General features: G+C 35.4%; 22 protein-coding genes and 1 tRNA gene. 11 read left to right on the forward strand and 12 right to left on the reverse strand.

The window, feature by feature from the left end; all coding sequences use genetic code 11:
* The first annotated feature begins 54 nt into the window (after positions 1-54).
* Positions 55-669: a DUF4294 domain-containing protein gene (locus tag Q8S25_RS09875; protein ID WP_305537258.1), complete on the forward strand. Its 615-nt coding sequence runs from the start codon at positions 55-57 to the stop codon at positions 667-669.
* Here the strand turns inward: Q8S25_RS09875 and aat are convergent.
* Both aat and Q8S25_RS09885 read right to left on the reverse strand, forming a co-directional pair.
* Positions 666-1,304, reverse strand: a complete 639-nt coding sequence (gene aat, locus Q8S25_RS09880; RefSeq protein ID WP_305537260.1) for a leucyl/phenylalanyl-tRNA--protein transferase — start codon at positions 1,302-1,304, stop codon at positions 666-668. The genes Q8S25_RS09875 and aat overlap by 4 nt on opposite strands.
* Positions 1,304-1,609, reverse strand: a complete 306-nt coding sequence (locus Q8S25_RS09885) for an ATP-dependent Clp protease adaptor ClpS (RefSeq protein WP_305537262.1) — start codon at positions 1,607-1,609, stop codon at positions 1,304-1,306. The genes aat and Q8S25_RS09885 overlap by 1 nt, the downstream gene beginning before the upstream one ends.
* A gap of 118 nt (positions 1,610-1,727) precedes the next feature.
* Here Q8S25_RS09885 and Q8S25_RS09890 point away from each other — a divergent pair.
* The 5 genes from Q8S25_RS09890 to Q8S25_RS09910 all read left to right on the forward strand — a co-directional run bounded on the left by Q8S25_RS09890 (position 1,728) and on the right by Q8S25_RS09910 (position 5,119).
* A tRNA-Val gene (locus Q8S25_RS09890) sits at positions 1,728-1,802 on the forward strand.
* A 155-nt stretch (positions 1,803-1,957) separates the two neighbouring features.
* Positions 1,958-3,100 carry a glycoside hydrolase family 26 protein gene (locus tag Q8S25_RS09895; RefSeq protein ID WP_305537264.1) on the forward strand — a complete coding sequence of 381 codons (1,143 nt, stop codon included), beginning with the start codon at positions 1,958-1,960 and terminating at the stop codon, positions 3,098-3,100.
* Positions 3,097-3,540 (forward strand): YciI family protein, encoded by a 444-nt coding sequence (locus Q8S25_RS09900; RefSeq protein WP_305537266.1) that lies wholly within the window; start codon positions 3,097-3,099, stop codon positions 3,538-3,540. Before Q8S25_RS09895 ends, Q8S25_RS09900 begins: the two co-directional genes overlap by 4 nt.
* A 28-nt stretch (positions 3,541-3,568) precedes the next feature.
* On the forward strand, positions 3,569-4,033 hold the full coding sequence (locus Q8S25_RS09905) for a hypothetical protein (RefSeq protein WP_305537268.1): 465 nt from the start codon (positions 3,569-3,571) through the stop codon (positions 4,031-4,033).
* A gap of 42 nt (positions 4,034-4,075) precedes the next feature.
* Entirely contained in the window at positions 4,076-5,119 is a 1,044-nt protein-coding gene (locus tag Q8S25_RS09910) for an NAD(P)-dependent alcohol dehydrogenase (RefSeq protein WP_305537270.1), read from the forward strand.
* Here the strand turns inward: Q8S25_RS09910 and Q8S25_RS09915 are convergent.
* The 5 genes from Q8S25_RS09915 to Q8S25_RS09935 form a co-directional block, all read right to left on the reverse strand.
* Positions 5,116-5,631 carry a RidA family protein gene (locus Q8S25_RS09915; RefSeq protein WP_305537272.1) on the reverse strand — a complete coding sequence of 172 codons (516 nt, stop codon included), beginning with the start codon at positions 5,629-5,631 and terminating at the stop codon, positions 5,116-5,118. The two genes, Q8S25_RS09910 and Q8S25_RS09915, sit on opposite strands and share 4 nt — an antisense overlap.
* Before the next feature lies 1 nt (position 5,632).
* Positions 5,633-5,929 carry a DUF167 family protein gene (locus Q8S25_RS09920; protein ID WP_305537274.1) on the reverse strand — a complete coding sequence of 99 codons (297 nt, stop codon included), beginning with the start codon at positions 5,927-5,929 and terminating at the stop codon, positions 5,633-5,635.
* A 9-nt stretch (positions 5,930-5,938) separates the two neighbouring features.
* Positions 5,939-7,978, reverse strand: coding sequence for a DUF1684 domain-containing protein (locus Q8S25_RS09925; RefSeq protein ID WP_305537276.1), 2,040 nt, complete (start codon positions 7,976-7,978; stop codon positions 5,939-5,941).
* A gap of 41 nt (positions 7,979-8,019) precedes the next feature.
* Positions 8,020-8,310: a hypothetical protein gene (locus Q8S25_RS09930; protein WP_305537278.1), complete on the reverse strand. Its 291-nt coding sequence runs from the start codon at positions 8,308-8,310 to the stop codon at positions 8,020-8,022.
* 66 nt (positions 8,311-8,376) lie between these two features.
* Positions 8,377-8,736, reverse strand: coding sequence for a YraN family protein (locus Q8S25_RS09935; protein ID WP_305537280.1), 360 nt, complete (start codon positions 8,734-8,736; stop codon positions 8,377-8,379).
* A 54-nt stretch (positions 8,737-8,790) separates the two neighbouring features.
* Here Q8S25_RS09935 and manA point away from each other — a divergent pair, with 54 nt between their 5' ends.
* The gene (manA, locus tag Q8S25_RS09940) at positions 8,791-9,999 is read left to right on the forward strand and encodes a mannose-6-phosphate isomerase, class I (RefSeq protein WP_305537282.1); all 1,209 of its coding nucleotides are present in this window, start codon (positions 8,791-8,793) and stop codon (positions 9,997-9,999) included.
* A 78-nt stretch (positions 10,000-10,077) separates the two neighbouring features.
* Positions 10,078-10,641 (forward strand): DUF6580 family putative transport protein, encoded by a 564-nt coding sequence (locus tag Q8S25_RS09945; protein ID WP_305537284.1) that lies wholly within the window; start codon positions 10,078-10,080, stop codon positions 10,639-10,641.
* Here the strand turns inward: Q8S25_RS09945 and rnhA are convergent.
* Positions 10,638-11,105, reverse strand: coding sequence for a ribonuclease HI (rnhA, locus tag Q8S25_RS09950; RefSeq protein ID WP_305537286.1), 468 nt, complete (start codon positions 11,103-11,105; stop codon positions 10,638-10,640). The two genes, Q8S25_RS09945 and rnhA, sit on opposite strands and share 4 nt — an antisense overlap.
* A 26-nt stretch (positions 11,106-11,131) precedes the next feature.
* Positions 11,132-12,760: an acyl-CoA carboxylase subunit beta gene (locus tag Q8S25_RS09955; protein WP_305537288.1), complete on the reverse strand. Its 1,629-nt coding sequence runs from the start codon at positions 12,758-12,760 to the stop codon at positions 11,132-11,134.
* 54 nt (positions 12,761-12,814) lie between these two features.
* Here Q8S25_RS09955 and Q8S25_RS09960 point away from each other — a divergent pair, with 54 nt between their 5' ends.
* From Q8S25_RS09960 to Q8S25_RS09970, 3 genes are read left to right on the forward strand one after another with little or no spacing between them, the layout of a single operon-like run.
* Entirely contained in the window at positions 12,815-14,419 is a 1,605-nt protein-coding gene (locus tag Q8S25_RS09960; protein ID WP_305537290.1) for a GMC family oxidoreductase, read from the forward strand.
* Positions 14,420-14,471: 52 nt separating this feature from the next.
* Positions 14,472-17,381, forward strand: a complete 2,910-nt coding sequence (locus Q8S25_RS09965; protein WP_305537292.1) for a 4-alpha-glucanotransferase — start codon at positions 14,472-14,474, stop codon at positions 17,379-17,381.
* A gap of 8 nt (positions 17,382-17,389) precedes the next feature.
* Complete coding sequence (locus Q8S25_RS09970) at positions 17,390-18,403, forward strand: dipeptide epimerase (protein WP_305537294.1); 1,014 nt, start codon at positions 17,390-17,392, stop codon at positions 18,401-18,403.
* On the opposite strand, the gene Q8S25_RS09975 is transcribed toward Q8S25_RS09970, so the two are convergent.
* Genes Q8S25_RS09975 through dapF form a run of 3 tightly spaced genes read right to left on the reverse strand, consistent with a single transcriptional unit; the run spans position 18,386 to position 20,586 of the window.
* Positions 18,386-18,844, reverse strand: a complete 459-nt coding sequence (locus Q8S25_RS09975; RefSeq protein WP_305537296.1) for an NUDIX domain-containing protein — start codon at positions 18,842-18,844, stop codon at positions 18,386-18,388. The two genes, Q8S25_RS09970 and Q8S25_RS09975, sit on opposite strands and share 18 nt — an antisense overlap.
* Positions 18,845-19,783, reverse strand: a complete 939-nt coding sequence (locus tag Q8S25_RS09980) for a magnesium transporter CorA family protein (RefSeq protein ID WP_305537298.1) — start codon at positions 19,781-19,783, stop codon at positions 18,845-18,847. It abuts the gene before it with no gap.
* A 23-nt stretch (positions 19,784-19,806) separates the two neighbouring features.
* Positions 19,807-20,586 carry a diaminopimelate epimerase gene (gene dapF / locus Q8S25_RS09985; RefSeq protein ID WP_305537300.1) on the reverse strand — a complete coding sequence of 260 codons (780 nt, stop codon included), beginning with the start codon at positions 20,584-20,586 and terminating at the stop codon, positions 19,807-19,809.
* Positions 20,587-20,608 lie beyond the last annotated feature (22 nt).

The following is a 20,608-nucleotide window of genomic DNA, read 5'->3' on the forward strand; positions in this document are numbered from 1 at the left end:
CTTTTTTAGTGTCATGGTATTAATATTAGTCTAAATTGACTAAATTGAATAACATTGAAGCTCCAACGCACCTATATTATTATTTTAACTTTTCTTGGTTTAAGCTTTAGCCAATTATATGGTCAAGAAAAAGGGCTATTCGATACGGTAAAAGTGTATGCTTATATAACACCCAACGGTGATACAATTGGTGAATCTTGGCTCCCTAGTGTATTAGTTAATACAAAGCTTACTGCCGCTCAAAAAAATTATTGGGCAGATTGGACTCGTTTAAGAAATGCGGTATATGTAACGTATCCTTATGCCAAAGCAGCATCTAGAATTATAAATGATATAAATATTCAGTTGGTGAATGTGAAGGATAAACAACTTCGTAGACAAATTATTCGATCTAGAGAAAAAGAAATGAAAAAACAGTTTACCGATCAATTAACTCGGTTGTCTGTATACCAGGGAAGGGTTTTGATGAAGTTGATTAACAGAGAAACAGGTAATAATTGCTATGAAATAATACATGAATACAAGGGATTTATGACTGCTGCTTTTTGGCAAACAGTTGCAGTGCTTTTTGGTGGTAATTTAAAACAGGCTTACGATCCATCCAGTAAAGATGCCGACATAGAAAAAATTGTAAAAGATGTTGCCAGAATGTATGGGTATCCTAGTTAACCGTATTCTTCTAAATATTTTTTAAAATCAGTTCTCGAAATCATAATTGCACCTAGACTTTCTAAATGTGGGGTATAAACCTGACAGTCAATTAATACAATTCCCTCCAGCTTTAATTGATTCACTAACTTAATAAATGCAAACTTGCTTGCATTAGAAACCTTGCTAAACATACTTTCCCCAAAAAATAATCTTCCCATTTTAATTCCATACAAGCCACCCACCAATTCATTATTATGCCATGCTTCTGCCGAGAGGGCAATTCCTTTTTGGTGTAATTCGTTATATGCAAATTCAACCGCTTCAGTTATCCAAGTTCCGTCTTGCCCAATGCGAGGTTGATGCTTACACTGTTTAATCACTTCAGAAAATGAAGTATTAGTCTTGTATTCAAATAAGTTTTTTTTGATTATTTGATGCATGCTTTTGCTGATCACTAATTGTTCTGGAAAAAGAACAAAGCGTGGATCTGGACTCCACCATAGCGGCGTTTCCCCATCAAACCAAGGAAAAATGCCTTTTTGATAGGCTAGTATTAGCCTTTCAGTAGATAAATCGCCACCAATTGCCAATAATCCATCTTCTAATGCTTCTTCAATAGGAGGGAACCAAATTTTAGAGGAAAGTATATGCATTAATTGTTTTGTTCAACAGTGGCTCCTATGCCTCTGTCTGTGATACTGTTGCACATAGGTTTCAATGTATCATAGTCTCCTTTTTTAACAGCATATTTGCCCTTGTGGTGAACAAATAAAGCACATTGTTCTGCTTGTTCTAAACTATGTCCACAAACTTCCATTAAAGTTTCAATAACCCATTCAAAGGTATTGACTTCGTCGTTCCATACAACCAAACTATAGGTGTCAGCAATTGCAGTATCGGTTGCTGAATCAGTGGCTTCCCAAGTTTGTGGATTATTCGAAAAATAGAAATCGGACATGGTGTAAAATTATGGAATAGGCGCTTATTTCAAAAAAAATGAAATTTTATTGGCAAAAAAACATAATTTTTTTGGGTGGTTTAATTCGAGACCCTATTTTTGCACTCCCAAACAATAAGGGAGCATAGCTCAGTTGGTTTAGAGCATCTGCCTTACAAGCAGAGGGTCCGCGGTTCGAACCCGTGTGCTCCCACAAAGGCCTCGAAATTTCGAGGCCTTTTATATTTTCCCTGAATCTCTACCTAAAATAAGTTTTCAATTTAAATGGAGACTTCAATACAAACTATCGTTTCCTTAATGAACTGTAACCATTTAATGGGTAAATTGTAAGTAATTCAAAAGGTTAAGATGAGACGATTGTTGCTTTCAGTTATATTTTTTCTTCAGTTAATTCCAATGATGGGTCAAGCATACCAAACGGCCAATAAAAAAGCTAGTACAACTACTGTAAAGTTGTTCAATAATTTATTTAAGGCATTACCGGAAGGAATATTATTCGGGCACCAAGACGATTTAGCGTATGGGTTGGGTTGGGAGTATATCCCAGGCAAAAGTGTTGTTCAAGATGCTGTAGGGGAATATCCTGCAATGTATGGTTGGGAATTGGGCGACTTAGAGTTGGATGCTGAGTATAATTTAGACAGTGTACCTTTTAATAAAATGATCAATTTTATTAAAGATGGATATGAAAAGGGAGGAGTAATAACCATTAGTTGGCATGCCAATAATCCAGTTACTGGAAAGAATGCTTGGGATATTGGGGGTAGTGCAGTTGGTGCAATTATTCCAGGTGGAGAGAAGCATGCATTATATAAATCTTGGTTAGATAAAGTGGCTGCTTTTATGCTTGAATTAAAAAATGCAAAAGGAGAATACATACCTGTTATTTTCAGGCCATTTCATGAGTTTACAGGAAACTGGTTTTGGTGGTGTCAAAATGTTTGTACTCCTGAGGAGTATAAGGCACTTTGGAGGTTTACATTCGATTATTTAACCAATACTAAACAAGTGCATCATTTATTATATGCATATAATCCTGAAAAATTTGATAGTGAAGCAGGATATATGCAATATTATCCTGGTGATGAATATGTAGATATAATGAGTTTTGATTTTTATCAATATGGGGATCCGTCTAGTAACAGTGATTTTGAAAACACTTTAGATAAGCGATTGAGTATTTTAACCGAAGTTGCTACAAAGCATAAAAAGCTTCCAGCATTAGCTGAAACAGGTTTCATGAATATACCCTATGCAGAATGGTTTACTAAGAAATTAATGAAGGGGATTGGCAATCATCAAATCTCTTATGTGCATTTATGGAGGGATGGGGGATTGGTTAATGGAACTGGAGCTTATCGGTTTGCTCCTTCTCAAGATCATTTTATTCCCGTAGGGAGAGATCCCTCATTCATGGATTTTTATAAATTGTATATCTCAAATAAATTCATTTTTGAAAAGAAGGCCCGTGATTTAAAATTGTACCAATGAAACCTTTCATCTTTTTAACCCTCCTTTTATTTGCCTGTAAGGCAAATGCCCAAAACAAAATGTATGATTCTGTGCTTGCTAAAAAATTAGGCGCAGATAATAACGGTATGAAGGGTTATATATTGGTTTTATTAAAAACTGGTCCTAATACTACAACCAATAAACTTTTCATTGATAGTTGTTTTGCTGGGCATATGCAAAATATGGGAGTGATGGTAAAAGCAAATCAATTGGTGGTAGCAGGCCCTCTTGGTAAGAATGATAAAACATATAGAGGGATATTTATATTGAATTTAACCAATATTGAAGAGGCAGAAAAATTACTGAAAACAGATCCTGCAATTCATTCTGGATTGCTTGCTGCTGAATTGTATAAATGGTATGGTTCTGCTGCATTAGCAGAATATTTGCCATTTGCAGAAAAGGTCAGTAAAAATTAAATTTCTTTTACACCAAAACTAAATAACTATGAAAAAATTAGTTCAATATGTAAATGAGTTGAAAACTTATTTGCCAAGTGCTTCAATTTTTAATGAAAAAGTATCTTCTTCAAACGTTGGTTGGCATATTGATCATTCTTTGTTGGTGCTATCACAAATTATTGCTGCCATGGAAACATCGGATCCGATTAATTATCAATATCAATTTAATTTGAAACGTTTCTTAGCATTTAGTATGAATCGATTTCCAAGAGGGGCTGCTAAAGCACCTAAGCAAGTAAGGCCAACTGAAATATATAATGAAGCAAATACAGTTAATGCTTTTGAAGCAATCATGCCTAAATTATCCCTATTAGAAAATTTAACACCTAATCAGTTTTTTACGCATCCTTTTTTTGGGAAACTAAATAAAAAGGCAGCTATCAAAATGCTTTCAATACATACTGCTCATCATATTCTTATTATTAAAGATATCATTCATAAAGTAGCATAGCTACCGAAATTAAACTTTGTATCTTAGCAAAAACATAATACTATGATACAAGCTAAAGGATATGGTGCTACGAGTAAGGAAAGTGAAATTGCTCCGCTGTCATTTGAAAGAAATGAAGTTGGGCCCACAGATGTTTTAATTGATATTCATTACTGTGGAATATGTCATTCGGATATTCATACTGCCAGAGGTGAATGGGGACCTGCTATTTATCCAGTGGTTCCAGGACATGAAATTGTTGGCAAAGTAGTTAAAGTGGGTGATCAAGTAACTCGTTTTAAAATAGGTGATATTGCAGGTGTAGGAGTTTTTGTTGATTCATGCAGATCTTGTGCCCCATGCAAAAAGGGGTTAGAGCAATATTGTGAAGAGGGGATGGTTCCTACTTATAATGGTTATTATCGCGATAAGAAAACGCCTACTTATGGGGGGTATTCCAATTGTTATGTTATAGATGAAAAATATACATTGCATATTCCTCAAAAAGAAAATTTAGCTGGTGTTGCTCCTTTACTTTGTGCTGGAATTACCACGTATTCTCCACTCAAATTTGCTGGAGTAGGAAAGGGACATAAAGTAGCTGTATTAGGCTTAGGAGGCTTAGGACATATGGCGGTAAAATTTGCTGCATCATTTGGTGCTGAAGTAACTATGTTGAGTACTTCTCCATCTAAAGAAGCAGATGCCAAAAAGTTAGGGGCTCACCATTTTGCTTTATCAACTGATCCTGCACAAATGAAAGCTTTAAAAGGGAAGTTTGATTTTATACTGAACACGGTTGCTGCTGTTCACGATATGAACAAATTTCTTGATCTGTTGACCTTAGAAGGTAAAATGATTATAGTAGGGATACCCCCCGAAGACAGCGCTTACAATGCTGCTAAATTAATTTCAAAAAGAAGAAGCATTATTGGTTCAATGATTGGCGGCATAGCAGAAACACAAGAAATGCTCAACTATTGTGCAGAACACAATATCTATTCAGATATTGAATTAATTAGCGTTAAAGATATTAATACAGCTTATGAAAGAGTAATAAAATCGGATGTGAAGTATCGTTTTGTAATTGATATGAAAACCCTTTAGTTTTCTATTTCAACTATTAGCTCAACTTCTACAGCCATATTAAAGGGAAGTGTGTTTGTTCCAATTGCAGAGCGAGCATGCTTTCCTTTTTCTCCGAAAGCAAGTACCATTAAGTCGGAGAACCCATTCATTACTTTGGGCTGGTCATAAAAATCTGAACTGCTGTTAACCAACCCCAATACTTTTACAATTCTTTTTATTTTAGAAAGATCGCCTAATTCTTTTTTCAATACGGCTAATTGGTTGATGGCAGTTAACCTTGCTGCAGCATAACCTTCTTCAATTGTTAAGTTACTACCTAATTTACCAATCATGTATTTTCCTGTTTGATCGGATGGCCCTTTGCCAGAAAGGAATAGTAAATTACCCGTTCTAACAGCGTTTACATAGTTGGCTACTGGAGCCGATAAGTTGGGTAGTGTAATACCTGCTGCTGCCAATTTTTCTTCTGGTGTTTGTCCAAATGTTTTTGCTACTAAAAAAATTGCAACCAGTAATAATATTTTCTTCATTTTAAGTATTGTTTGGTTTTATGATAGTTGGGAGTTGTTTTGGTTGATGAATACGAAACTGTTTATGTGGAATAAATTCGCCAGCTACCAATTCAACAGATTTTTTAGAAACGTTAAAACTCTTAGCCAGAAAATCAATTAAAAATGCAGTTGCTTTGCCCTTTTCAGGAGCAGTCATAATGCTAATTTTTATTTGATTGCCTTTTACTTTGCCCCATAAGTTGGTTCTAGCGCCGGCACTGACCAATACATTTAGATTCAATACATCATTGTCCCAGCTGTAAAAGGGTTCTGTCATGTATTAAAATTAGTGATTGCTATACATTTTTTCTCCTGCAGTTACCGCAAAAGGCAATATATTTTGTGGTGGGGGAATAGGGCAGGTTGCATAAGGGGTAAATACACAAGGTGGGTTATACGCTTTATTAAAGTCGATCATAAAATTGGGCGATTCCGCTTCAGATTTTAGAATATACAAAAACCTTCCAGCTGCATAAGTGGATTGCCCCGATGTGGCGTCTCCCATGACTATTAATAAGTAATCTCCTTCTGAAATAGCGTCTAATGTAAAGAACTGTCCTTTGTATTCAAACCTTATTTTACCTACTAACTCAGTAGGATTTTCTTGTCTTAAAGCATTTTTAATGATGATGTTCTGTTTAAAAGCGGGCTTAATTAAATTGGCTTTAAATCTCCAGCTACTATCAGTTTCAAAATAATCAATACCTGCAAAATTCTTAATTTGGAGGGATTGAAGATTTCTTAATCTTACCCCAACTTTTTCACCACGTTTAATTATGGTGAAGCGCAAGTTTCGATGATTTACTACAGTAGAAGTATTTGATTCACTAAATAACAAGGTTTTGTTTTTCGTGTTTTTCCCATTCACTTCAAAACTAATTCCGTTAGCAGGTTTTAACCAAACACTGTCCCCTTTTCTAATTATTTCTCCTCCATTTAAAACAATTGTTCCTGAAGGGAATACTAAACTATTGTTAGCTCCAGATCCAAATTTATTTACTCCTTCATTTAACCAAAGTAATCCCTCTAAGTTAAGCCACCCGTCTTCTGCTTTTAGGGCGCGTATTCGAGCTCTTTTCCAATCTTCTATTTGTTCAGCATGGTCTTTAATTAATAACTCGTTGGCATGTTTATTAAAGCTGTCTATAAACGCTCGATAATACTGGCCAGTTGCAGGGCCTGCAAATCCTGCGTGAATATTTTGAATCGTTCTGTCTGAACGAATAAAAAGAGTGGTAGGGAAGCCAGTAAAATTTTTTAATAACGGGAATGTTTTTAAAACCGATTCTCCATTAGACAATCCTCCAAAAACCTGTTGATATTCAATGCCAAATTTTTCTTTGAATCGGGTCATTGTTTTTTGGGCATATCCCAATTCATCTTTTACTTCAAATTGTGCAGTGATTACTTCAATACCTCTTGCTTTATTGGCTTTGTACCAAGTAGATAAAAATTTAGCTTCATCGGCACAATTAGGACACCATGTGCCTCCGATGGTTAAAATCACAGGCTTATTAAAATACGCCGAATCTTCCAAACTGATTCTTTTACCCGCTATATTAGGCAAACTAAAATAGAAGGGTTGTTGATTATTTTTTAGTTGGGTTAATGTGGATGGATCAGGTAATGCTGCTGCCTCATTTTTATATGCCCTGATTAACTGAACCGATTTCAATCCCTGTTGAACCCCTTTTAATGAACCGTCCACTTCAATACTTCCAGAAAAGAGCAAAGGCGAATAGCCAATAAATAAAGAAAATTTAAATTCACTTCCTTGTATAGAACCAAATGAATACCTAGAGTCTCCACTTGGTCTTAAAAATGTTACGCCACCTTTGTTTCCCTCTTGATTAAAAAGTCCAATTGCTTTAATCTGTTTACCTGAATCATTAGTAAAAACGACATCGTATTTTCCTGATATTTTTTGTGGTGTCGTTTGCTTTTCCCATATAAAGCGTTGAGTATTGTTTTGCTCAACCAAAATAGGATAAGCATCTTCTCCATTTGTTTGTCTTCGCCAGATACCTTTTAATATTTTATTATTTTTTATCCCAATGGTTATGAGCCTATCAAACTGATTAATCCATATTTGTAAGCTATCTTTTACTTGTATTAATTGGCCGCCAAAATATTCTTCTGGGCCGTTGATAAAATAGACAATATATTTTCCTGCACTATCGGTTCTAACAGAAAAATTAAAAGGAATTTCTTCTCCATTGTAGAGTGGAAAACTTCCTCTCCATTCACCCAATGGGTTAAACAAATTTTGTGCTTTAATGGAAAGGCTAAATAGTAGTAAAAATGTGAAAATGATTGCTTGACGCATAATAGTCTATAAAATTAGTAGACAAAAGTAGTTATTCAAAATTAATTGAGTTGTAATGCGGGTAATCTATAATGTTGGCTATCATATACAAACAACTCTTCAATGGTATATGTCCAGTATTTATACAAAGGTGTTTTGACCAAATATTGGTCTGACGCTTCTTTCGTTTCTGTATTCATGGTAATCCAACAAGTTTGTGATTCCATACTAACCGCATAGCTGTCAATGATACCTTTATTCATTAAGAAATTAATATATGTACGATGCGCTGGAACCAGTGTCATAAACTGATCGTCCATTTTAAAGTGAATTATTGCCTGAAACTTTTTCATTGAATATAATTACAAATAAATCTCGTACAAGTTTTATGCCTATCCTAAAATAATGGCATTTTGTCTTTAAAAATAAACATCTTCAAACATTTCTATTGTAGCGGGCTTTTGCTTTTGCATTAGAATGGAAATAACATTGAATTGAATTCTTTTGAATTTAGGGTGATGAAAGTGATATAGCGCTGCAGCTAGTTTAAGTCTTTTCATTTTTATTTTGCTAATACTTTCTTCAGGAAATCCAAAAGCCAATGAGTTTCTGGTTTTTACCTCTACAAATACGAGTAAATTTTCATGGGCGGCAATAATATCAATTTCCAAATGTTTGCATCGCCAATTTCTTTCAAGGATTGAATAGTCTCTTTCCAGCAAGTAAGCAACTGCCAATTCTTCTCCTGCAACACCAGTTTCTAAATGATTCTTTTTCATTCCAAACAAGATAATGATCAAATTCTCGTTAATAACATGAATAAATACCTGTATATGCAGCTGAACGAACGGATTTTCAAGTTAAAAGGAGTCATTCAACATTATGCTTGGGGTGGTCATTCATTTATTCCCCAATTATTGAATAATAAGGAGGTCCTAGATAAACCTTCTGCAGAATATTGGATGGGAGCGCATCCTTCTGCCCCGTCTATGATTTTAGTGGGGAATGATTGGGTCAATTTGAACCAGTTCATTGCAGAAGATCCATCATCTACCATTACTAGCTCGGTAATGAGTCGGTTTGGTGAATTGCCCTATTTGTTTAAAGTGCTAGATGTAAAAGATATGCTATCTATTCAGGTGCATCCCACAAAGGAATCTGCTGAATTGGGTTTTGCAGAAGAAAATAATGCCGGCATTCCTTTAAACGCACCTCATAGAAATTATAAGGATCAAAACCATAAACCAGAAGTGATGGTTGCATTAAGTGAATTCTGGTTATTGCATGGGTTTAAAAGCAAATCAGCTCTAGAGGAAGTGTTGCTAAACACGCCTGAATTAAAAATATTATTGCCCTTATTTAAACAAGAAGGAATTAAAGGATTATATCAGTTTGTAATGGAAATGGCACAAGAAGACGTAAATAATATGCTTGAACCGCTGGTAAAAAGAGCCATTAGACTAAAAAATGAAGGCAGCATCAATAAAACCAATCCCGGATGGTGGGCAGCCAAACTATATGAAGAAAATGGGTTGATTGAAAATATAGATCGAGGCATTTTTTCTATTTATTTTTTCAATATTGTACAAGTAAATAAAGGCGATGCCGTTTTTCAAAAAGCGGGAGTGCCTCATGCTTATTTGGAGGGTCAGAATATAGAATTGATGGCCAATAGTGACAATGTTCTAAGAGGAGGGTTAACGCCCAAACATGTGGATGTACCTGAATTGATGAAACATACTTTGTTTGAGTCGGTTGTTCCTGATATTATGAAGGGCAATCCAGGGGCTGGGGGAGAACTGGTTTATCCATGTCCTGTTCCTGATTTTGGTTTAAGTAAAATTGAGATGAGTGCAGGAACAGACTATCAAGCTACAAGTTTTTCTTTGGAAATTCTTATTGTTACTGAAGGATCTGTGATAATAAACCAAAATATGGTTCTTAAAAAAGGGGAAGCTGCTGCAATTCTAGCTGAGACCCAATATTCCTTAACTGCAACAGGAAACTGCACCATTTTTAAGGCTTTTGTTCCATCAATTTGATGATTATTCACATAATGGGTAAAAATGAAAGCCTTTCTTTCATGAATAGGCTTATTTTTGTTCCCGAAATAGACTGAAATGAAACTGAACAAACAATTTATATTTTCTTTAGTATTAATGGTTTTTGCATCTGCAATTTACCGAGTGTTTCCTAATCGTCCTATGGGCTTTGCTCCTCAAATGGCTATTGCACTCTTTGCTGGAGCGCTATTTGTTAAAAATAAAAAGTTAGCATTTTTACTGCCATTGCTTTCCATGTTTATTTCAGATGGGTTATACCAAATACTTTACATGAATGGCCTAACTGAAATCTCCGGATTTTATGGTGGTCAATGGAAAAACTATTTGTTGATTATTGGTTTAACCAGTATTGGTTTCTTAGTAAAACAAGATAAAATTGCTTCTATAGCGGGTGCATCTGTTGCAGCTCCTACTATTTACTTTATCCTATCAAACGGACTAGTTTGGTTAGGTGGTGGTGGATGGCATAGACCCAAAACCATGGAAGGTTTAATGATGACTTATGCTGATGGATTGCCTTTTTACCCAAACAGTATTTATTCTACCATCTTTTTTAGCATGGTGCTTTTTGGAGCATGGTATTTGATCAAGCGCAATGCAGCTAAATTGAATTTAGCTTAAGCATTTTCTGCTTCGTATACTTCGTCTATCAACAAGTGCTTTCCGTCTGCTGCTTGAGTAGCTAACTCATCGCATCTATTATTCATTGCATTATCAGCGTGTCCTTTTACCCAAACAAATCGAACCTGGTACTGCTTGGCTAATTCATTGTATTGTATCCAAAGGTCTTTGTTTTTTTTGCCGCCTTTAAAGTCGGTTTTTACCCAGTTCTGTAACCATCCTTTTTGTACGCTGTCTACTATGTATTTACTATCTGTATAAATGGTAACAGGGATAGCAGTTTTGGTTAAAGATTTCAAAGCAACAATAACTGCCATCAATTCCATTCTATTATTGGTTGTTAATCTATATCCAGCAGCAATTTCTTTTCTTTTTTGCCCCCATATTAACACGATGCCATATCCTCCTGGTCCTGGGTTACCTCTAGCGGCACCGTCTGTATAAATCATTAAATGATGAGACATGACACGAAATAAATACATTTTGTGCATTATACCTGAAACACCCCAGTATTGAATTTTTCTAAATGCGGATTGTGGTTAGCAGCAGCAATACTTTCTGCAATTAATTGTCTTGTGTTTATTGGGTCAATAATTTCATCCACCCATAATCTAGCAGCAGCATAATACGGAGTGGTTTGTTGATAGTATCTGTCTTTAATGGTATCAAGCAAGTGTTTTTCTTCTTCAGGGGTTACTTCACGTCCTTTTGATTTCATGGTTGCAACTTGAATTTGGGCAAGTGTTTTTGCTGCTTGATCTCCACCCATTACTGCAATTTTTGCAGAAGGCCAAGCAAAGATAAATCTTGGATCATACGCTTTGCCACACATGGCATAATTGCCTGCACCATAGCTATTCCCTATTATAATGGTTATTTTTGGAACAATGGAATTGGCTACTGCATTTACCAGTTTTGCTCCATCTTTTATAATTCCGCTATGTTCGCTTCTGCTGCCTACCATGAATCCTGTAACGTCTTGTAAAAAAACGAGCGGAATCTTTTTTTGATTACAGTTCATGATAAATCGAGCGGCTTTGTCTGCACTGTCGTTATAAATTACGCCGCCAATTTGCATTTCACCTTTTTTGCTCTTACATACCAATCTTTGATTGGCTACAATCCCAACTGCCCATCCTTCAATTCGTGCATATCCACATAAAATGGTTTTACCATAATCTTGTTTAAATTGATTGAATTCACTGTTGTCTACCATTCGTTCAATTATTTCTAACATATCATAGGGCTTCAAATTTCCCTCAGGTATAATGTTGTAAATTTCAGATGGATTTTTAACTGGCGCAACGGGCTTAATTCGATCAAACCCTGCTTTTTCTGGAGCCCCAATTTTGCTGATGATTTTTTTGATATGGTCTAAACAATCTTGTTCTGTTTTAAATTTATAATCTGCTATACCACTAATTTCAGTATGCGTAATTGCCCCACCTAAAGTTTCATTGTCAATATCTTCGCCTATTGCGGCTTTAACCAAGTACGATCCTGCTAAAAAAATACTGCCATTGCCTTCTACCATCAAAGTTTCATCGCTCATAATTGGTAAATAAGCGCCCCCTGCAACACAAGCGCCCATTACTGCTGCAATTTGTGTTATGCCCATGGCACTCATTCTTGCATTGTTTCTAAACACCCTTCCAAAATGTTCTTTGTCTGGAAATATTTCGTCTTGCATTGGAAGAAAAACCCCCGCACTATCTACTAAATAAATAATGGGTAGTCTGTTTTCCATTGCAATCTCTTGCATTCGTAAATTTTTCTTGCCAGTGATAGGAAACCAAGCACCTGCTTTTACAGTTTGGTCATTCGCTACAATTACACATTGTCTACCACTAATATAACCAATGCCAGCTACTGTTCCACCTGCCGGGCAACCGCCTTCGGCTTCATACATTCCAAATCCAGCAAAACCGCCAATTTCTGTAAATGGTTGAGAATTGTCACATAAATAGGCAATACGCTCTCTAGCCGTTAATTTATTTCTTTCTTTTTGCTTCTCAATTGCCTTTTTGCCACCTCCTAATGCAATTTTTTCCATGCGCTGTTTCATTTCGCTCAGCATTAATTTCATCCAATCTTCATTGCGGTTTTCAGTCAAATTCATATACGAACAATTGTTAGTTTACAAATATAAGTGTACTTTAAGTATATTTAAGATATGACGTACGACTTTATCATAATTGGGGCAGGTTCAGCAGGTTCTGTGTTGGCATATCGATTATCAGAAAATCCAGAAAACAAAGTATTATTAATAGAAGCAGGTGGTCCAGATAAAAAAACAGAAATACATATTCCGGGCGCCTACGGTGAACTTCATCGTTCTGAAGTAGATTGGCAATTCTGGGGTACTCCTCAGCCTTCATTGAATAATCGAAAATTATATATTCCAAGAGGGAAAACCCTTGGGGGAAGTAGTTCTACCAATGCTATGGCTTATGTTAGAGGAAATAAGGCAGACTTTGATGAGTGGGCAGAATTGGGAAATCCTGGTTGGTCGTATGAAAAAGTATTACCGTATTTTATTAAATCAGAATTTAATGAAAATATTGAGTCTGCTTTTCATGGCCAGGATGGTCCTATGCATATCTGTTACGCTAAACAACCCAGTGTGTTTGCGGAAGCCTTTGTGGATGCCTGTGAACAAATTGGGATAACTAAAAATGAAGATTATAACGGAGCTGTTCAAGAGGGTGCCCACTTTTTGCAGTTTAATATTAAAAACAACAAGCGCTTTAGTGCAGCAGATGCATTTTTGAAGCCCGCTATGAAAAGAAAAAATTTGGTTGTGAAAACCAATACAAGGGTAAAGCGGGTAATCATTGAAAATGGAAGGGCAGTAGGGGTTGAAGTGTCATCAGCTTATACTCAATCTGAAAGAATAAATTGTAATAAAGAAGTCTTATTGTCGGCGGGTGCCATTCAATCGCCTCAGCTATTGATGCTTTCAGGAATTGGCGACTCAACTGAACTGAAAAGAGTAGGAATTGATGTTTTGGTTGCATTGTCTGGTGTTGGAAAAAATTTGCAAGATCATTTTTGGAGTGGTGTAACAATTGAAACGAATACACCTTCAGCCAATTCCTTGCTGAAACCTTGGAACAAGACTAAAGCTATTTTACAACATATATTGTTTAAGAAAGGACCATTAGGTAATAGCCCTTTAGAAGCCAATGCTTTTATTCAAATGCAATCGAATCAATCTAGGCCCGATATACAATTTCATTTTGCTCCCATTGGCATAGCCCAAGATTATTCAACTGATATTTATAATTTGAAAACTTTCCCTACTACCGATAGCATTTCAATCATGTCAATTTTGTTGCACCCTGAAAGTAGGGGTACGATAGGATTAAAATCGGCAAATCCTTCCGATAGTGTTATTATTAATCATCAAGCACTTAGTGCTGAAAATGATCAATTGCTATTATTAAAAGCCATCAGAAAGTCTATTGGTATTTTGCATGCGCCAGCATTGGCAGCTTATGCTAATGGAACAAGTTCATTTCCAGCAGAAGACGCTTCTGATGATGTTATTTTGGACCATATTCAAAAAACAGTAGAAACTTTGTATCATCCTGTTGGAACCTGCAAAATGGGAATTGACCATTTAGCGGTTGTTGATCATACATTAAAAGTTAAAAAAGTAAAAGGATTAAGAGTGGTAGACGCTTCCGTAATGCCTACCATTGTTTCTGGTAATACCAATGCAGCTACCATAATGATAGCTGAAAAAGCAGCCGATATGATACTTTCAGGTAATTAAAGTGTCATAGTTACACATTGTTTACTATTTTAGCGTCAATAAATTTTTTCCATTGGCTACTTCAAAAAAAACGATTGCTGCAAAGGAGGAACTTCCTGTTGTAGAAAAAAAAGGGAAAGCTATTGTTGCTGATAAAAAAGCTGCTGTAAAAAAAACAGTAGTTAAAAAAGCTTCAGTAGAAAAAACTACTGTTAAGAAAACTGCAGTCAAAAAATCTGCCGTTAAGCAAAAATTAGAAAATTCGGCAACAAAAACAACTTCTGTTAAACTGCATTTTCAATTACGTTATCATACAGAGTTTGGTCAGAATCTTTTTTTAACTGGGAACCATGTTTTATTGGGTAACGGCGATATAGCAAATGCAGTACCCATGCAATACTTAAATGAACAAGCGTGGACTGTAAATATTGATTGGGTAGATGATTCAACAAATGAACCCGTTCAGTACAATTATGTTTTGATGAATCCAGACGGTTCAACCATCGTAGATTGGGGTTCGGACAGAGTAATCAATATTCAATCGTATAAAGCAAATCAAATTCAAATTGTAGATACCTGGAATCATGCAGGCTATTATGAAAATGCTTTTTACACAGAAGCTTTTCAAAAAGTATTATTAAAGGATGCACACACAGAAAGTAAAATAAAAGCAGAAAAATCAGCCACACATTTATTTAGAGTTAAAAGTCCATTGCTTTCTAAAAACCAAATTATTTGTATTTCGGGTTCATTTAGTAAAGCAAATAATTGGTCTGAAGAAAATTTGGTACTAATGCAGAAAAAAGCGGCAGATCCATTTTTTGAAATTAGCTTGAACCTGAGTAAAGACCAATTCCCTATTGCATATAAATATGGGGTGTATGATTTGGAACTAAAGAAATTGGTTCAATTTGAGTCTAGCGATAATAGAGTATTGCATCATCAAATTGTTAAAAACCAAATTACCATTGTAAATGATGGGTTCACCTATTTACCCAATCAAACATGGAAAGGGGCCGGAGTTGCCATACCGGTATTTAGTTTGCGGAGCCAATCTAGTTTTGGTGTGGGTGAATTTACTGATTTGATTAAAATGGCAGATTGGGCATCAATGGTAGGATTAAAAATGATTCAACTTTTGCCAGTAAATGATACTACTGCAACCAATACCAATAAAGACTCTTATCCTTACGCAGCTATTTCTGCATTTGCCTTGCACCCTTTATATCTTAACTTGACTAAAATTGCTGGCAAGTCGCACGCAAAACAGTTACAGCAATTAGAAAAAGATCGATTGCAATTAAATGCAATGGCTAATGTGGATTACGGAACAGTGATTAATTTGAAATTGAGTTTTGCAAAAAAAGTTTTTCAATCAGAAGGGAAGGAGTTACTTGAACATAAATCCTTTGTTTCATTCTTTGAGCAGAATAAATATTGGTTGGTTTCCTATGCTGCATTTTGTTATTTGAGAGATGAGTATGGTACAGTTGATTTTGGGAAATGGCCTGCATACAAAAATTATAAAGAGAAAGATATTGCTGAATTGACTAACCATCAATCTGCTGCTTACCAGGATATTGCATTTTATTATTTTTTGCAGTATCATTTGCATCTTCAATTAAAGGAAGCAACTGCTTATGCCCATGGTAAGGGAGTAATTATAAAGGGCGATATAGCTATTGGGGTATATAGATATGGTGCAGATACCTGGCAGCATCCAGATTTGTTTCATATGGATTTTCAAGCAGGAGCGCCACCTGATGACTTTGCAGTCACTGGTCAAAATTGGGGCTTCCCCACTTATAACTGGCAACGGATGCAAGAAGATGGGTTTGCTTGGTGGAAGCAACGTTTTGAGCAAATGAGTCATTATTTTGACGCTTTTAGAATAGACCATATCCTTGGATTTTTTAGAATTTGGAGTATTCCTCTGAACGCTGTAGAAGGAATTATGGGGCATTTTGTTCCTGCAATTCCTATAGCACTTTCAACTTTTGCTCAACAAGGTATATGGTTCAATTATAATCGTTACACAAAACCTTATATAACAGATGCTGTTTTATGGGAAGTGTTTGGATATGATAATGAATTGGTTAAAAGCATGTTCTTAATTAATCATAAAGATGGAACATATGCTTTGAAAAATGGATTTGAAACACAAAGACAAGTAGAACAACATTTTGTTACGCTAGATCAAGATATTTACCACGAAAAAATCAAGAAGGGTCTATTTAGTTTAATCAGTAATATTATTCTGTTTGATACAGATGGCACTGGGGAATATTTTCATTTTAGATATGGTATAGAAAATACTTCAACATTTAAAAATTTGGAGTACAGCACTCAACAACAGTTGCGTAGTTTATATTTGAATTATTTCTTTAAGCAGCAAGACGATTTTTGGAAAAAAGAAGCCTATAATAAATTGCCGGCTTTAAAGAGGGTGACCAATATGTTGGTTTGTGGCGAAGACTTAGGAATGGTTCCAGGTTGTGTGCCAGAAGTAATGCAGCAGTTGGGATTATTGAGTTTAGAAATTCAGCGAATGCCCAAGAATCCGGAAACAGATTTTTTCCATCCTAATGACGCTCCGTACTTGAGTGTAGTAACTCCTTCTACTCATGATATGAGTACTATAAGAGGGTGGTGGGAAGAAGATAAAAATAAGATTCAACATTTTTATAATCACGAATTAGGGCAGTGGGGTGATGCGCCTTATTATTGCGAGGCATGGATTAATAAGTCAATCGTATTGCAGCACCTTTATTCACCAGCAATGTGGAGCGTTTTTCAAATACAAGACTTAATGGGAATGAGTGAAAAAATTAGAAGAGAAGATCCTTTAGAAGAGCAAATAAATGTTCCTGCAAACCCTAACCATTATTGGTGTTATCGTATGCATACAACTATAGAATCGTTATTATCTTCTAATGATTTTAATGATGAGTTATTGGCTTTTATTAAAAAATCAGGGAGATAAATAAAACAGTGATACTTCAATTTACTCAAACCAATCTTCCATTTGTTGATGCATTTACCATCTCTAATGGGAGAACAAAAACACATCAAACTGCATTGCTGGTAGCTTTGTCTGTTGGGCCATTTATTGGCTATGGCGAAGCCCCTGCAATTGCGTATTACAATATTACAGTAGATCAAATGATAGCCGATTTAACAAAGAAGCAAAAGTTGGTAGAAAAGTTTGCTTTAACCGATCCAGAAAGATACTGGCACTATTTGCATCACTTGTTTCCTCAGAATCCTTTTTTGGTTTCTGCACTCGATATGGCAGGGTGGGATCTTTTTGGCCAAATGAAAGCGAAGCCCTTATATCAATTATGGAATACAGAATGGAAAGCGGAATTACCAAAATGTGATTACACCATTGGGATTGATTCTATTGAAAAAATGGTTCAAAAAATGAAGGCGAAGCCCTGGCCCATTTATAAAATAAAACTGGGAACGCCAGACGATATAGGTATAATTCAAACCCTACGTAAGCATACTGATGCGGTTTTTAGGGTTGATGCCAATGCAGGTTGGACAACAGAACAGGCTTTAAAATTGATTCCCGAGTTAGCCCAACTCGGTGTTGAGTTTATAGAACAGCCATTAGCTAAAGACAATTGGGAGGGGATGAAAATATTATTCAAAAAATCTACTTTGCCCTTGATAGCAGATGAGTCATGTGTAACTGAACAAGATGTATCAAAATGTTTAGGTCATTTTCATGGAATCAATATCAAGTTAACTAAGTGTAGTGGTATCACTCCTGCTAGACGAATGATTCTTGAAGCAAGATCGCTTGGGTTAAAAGTAATGATGGGAAGTATGAATGAGTCGGTAATTGGGTCTGCTGCAATTGGACATTTCTTACCCCAACTAGATTATGTTGATATGGATGGCCCACTTTTGCTTGCAGAAGCAAATGCAAAAGGGGTAGATTATGAACAAGGGAAAGTAACGCTAACTAATAAACCTGGATTAGGAATTTTCTTTTAATAGTTGAATTGCTACTTTATCAATTGGCAAGGTTACGGAGTCAGGTGTTAATTCGTTTAAAGGTATCCACCTAAATACTTCAGACTCACCATTAGGATCAGCTACTTGTTCTTTGGTAAAATTAAATGGTATATCCGATGTTTTTATTTTGGTTGTATCTGAAGCATGAACCAAATAATAAATAGAGATGATTTGATCTTTATGGTTGAATGCAGAAATCTGAAAAAAATCTGTAGTATAAAAATGGGCTCCTACTTTTACTTCAATACCTGTTTCTTCAATAAATTCTCTTTGTAAACATTCTCTGGTGCCTTCTCCAAACTCTAATCCACCACCAGGTAATTTAGTGATATAGCTTCCTTTAATGAATTCATCGGTTACCAATAAACGTTGGTATTGATCAATTAATAAACCGTATACTCTAACATTAAATAAGGGCATTTAAAACCATTTTTTCTTGTAAAAATACACGCCAATAACAATTGATATGAAAAGAGAAATTATGACGGGAATATAAAACGCGTGATTAGAATGCTGGTAAGGTAGGTCTACATTCATCCCGTATATACTAGTAACTAATATTGGTAGTGACAAAATAATGGTAATGGAAGTAAGCCGCTTCATTACATTGTTTAAGTTATTGCTGATGATGCTGGCAAATGCATCCATGGTACTACTTAATATATTGGTATAAATATTAGCCATTTCCAATGCCTGGCTAGTATCTACTATTAAATCTTGAAGGAATTCTCTTTCGTCTTCGTTTAATCCTAGAAAATTGGTACGCTCCATTTTCATCATGAGCATTTCATTGCTTCTAAGTGCTGTTACAAAATAAACCAAGCTTTTTTGTACCCGCATTAATTTTAGTAAATCTACATTACTATTGCTGTCATATAAGCTTTGCTCGTATTGGTTTCTATTGTGATTGATTTCTTTTAAGTAATCTAAAAAAGTTTGAACTACTTTCTCAAATACTTTTAATACCATCATGTTCCTTTTGTCTGGATGTCTTTTCTGAAAAGTATTTAAGAATTTTTTGATGGCCCCATTATCAAAAGAGTTTACTGTAATAATTTGATTATGCGTGAGAATAATACATATTGGAATTGTAATATAAAATGCATCTGAATCATTGAATGAATTATTCTCGGTAGGCGTTTTTATTATGATAATTTTTACATTATCCTCCATTTCATAACGAGGTCGTTCATCTATATCTAATGAGTCTCTTAAAAACTCAATTGGAATTTCTAATTCATTACTGAGTTCTATAAACTCTTCCTCTTTAAATGGTGGAACTAAGTTTACCCAAACTCCTTGGTCGGCCTTTGGAATTTCAATGGTTTGTCCGTTTATATTTTTGAAATATTGAATCATCCTTTATAGCCTTTGGTGTTTATTTACAATGCAATTGTTCCTTTAAATACGAATGTTGCCGGACCACATAGCCATATATTTTGAAAATGTTGGTTGTCCTTTTTATCAAATTCAACACTCAATTCTCCGCCTTTAGTAATAATTGAAACGGTATTGAATCCAACAACAGCTTGTTGGTTTGTTAAGGCAGCAGCCGTTACTCCAGTTCCACAACTATAAGTTTCATCTTCAACTCCTCTTTCATAGGTTCTAACCATTAATTTACCAGTTGGTTGCTGCTCTACAAAATTCACATTAATGCCCTCTTGCTTAAACTGTGTATTGTACCTGATTTTCTGCCCTTCAGAAAAAACATCTAATTCAATTAAATGCTCCACTGGTTGAATATAGTGGGGAGAACCAGTGTTTAAAATAAAAGCGCCACCTTGTTCTTCCACAAATTGAACATCGTTCATTTTTAATTTGACCCATCCTACGTTTTCAATGATGGCTTCATGCGGCCCATCTGAAGCAATAAAGGAGAAGTGGCTTTGTAAAATGCCGCAATCTTGTGCAAACTGGGTTAAGCATCTTCCTCCATTGCCGCACATGCTTCCTTCTGCGCCATCGGAATTATAATACTTCATTTCAAAATCAAAGCCTTTTTGTTGATTCAGCAGCATTAATCCATCTCCCCCAATACCAAATCTTCTATGGCATAAATGGGCAATTTGTTCTTGAGAAAGTGCTAATTGATTATTTCTATTGTCTATTACAATAAAATCATTGCCCGTTCCCTGGTATTTATAAAAATCCAATTGCATGTTGCAATTTAGGTTGAAATCA

The sequence above is a fragment of the Sediminibacterium sp. genome (assembly GCF_030695065.1).
Lineage (GTDB): Bacteria > Bacteroidota > Bacteroidia > Chitinophagales > Chitinophagaceae > Sediminibacterium.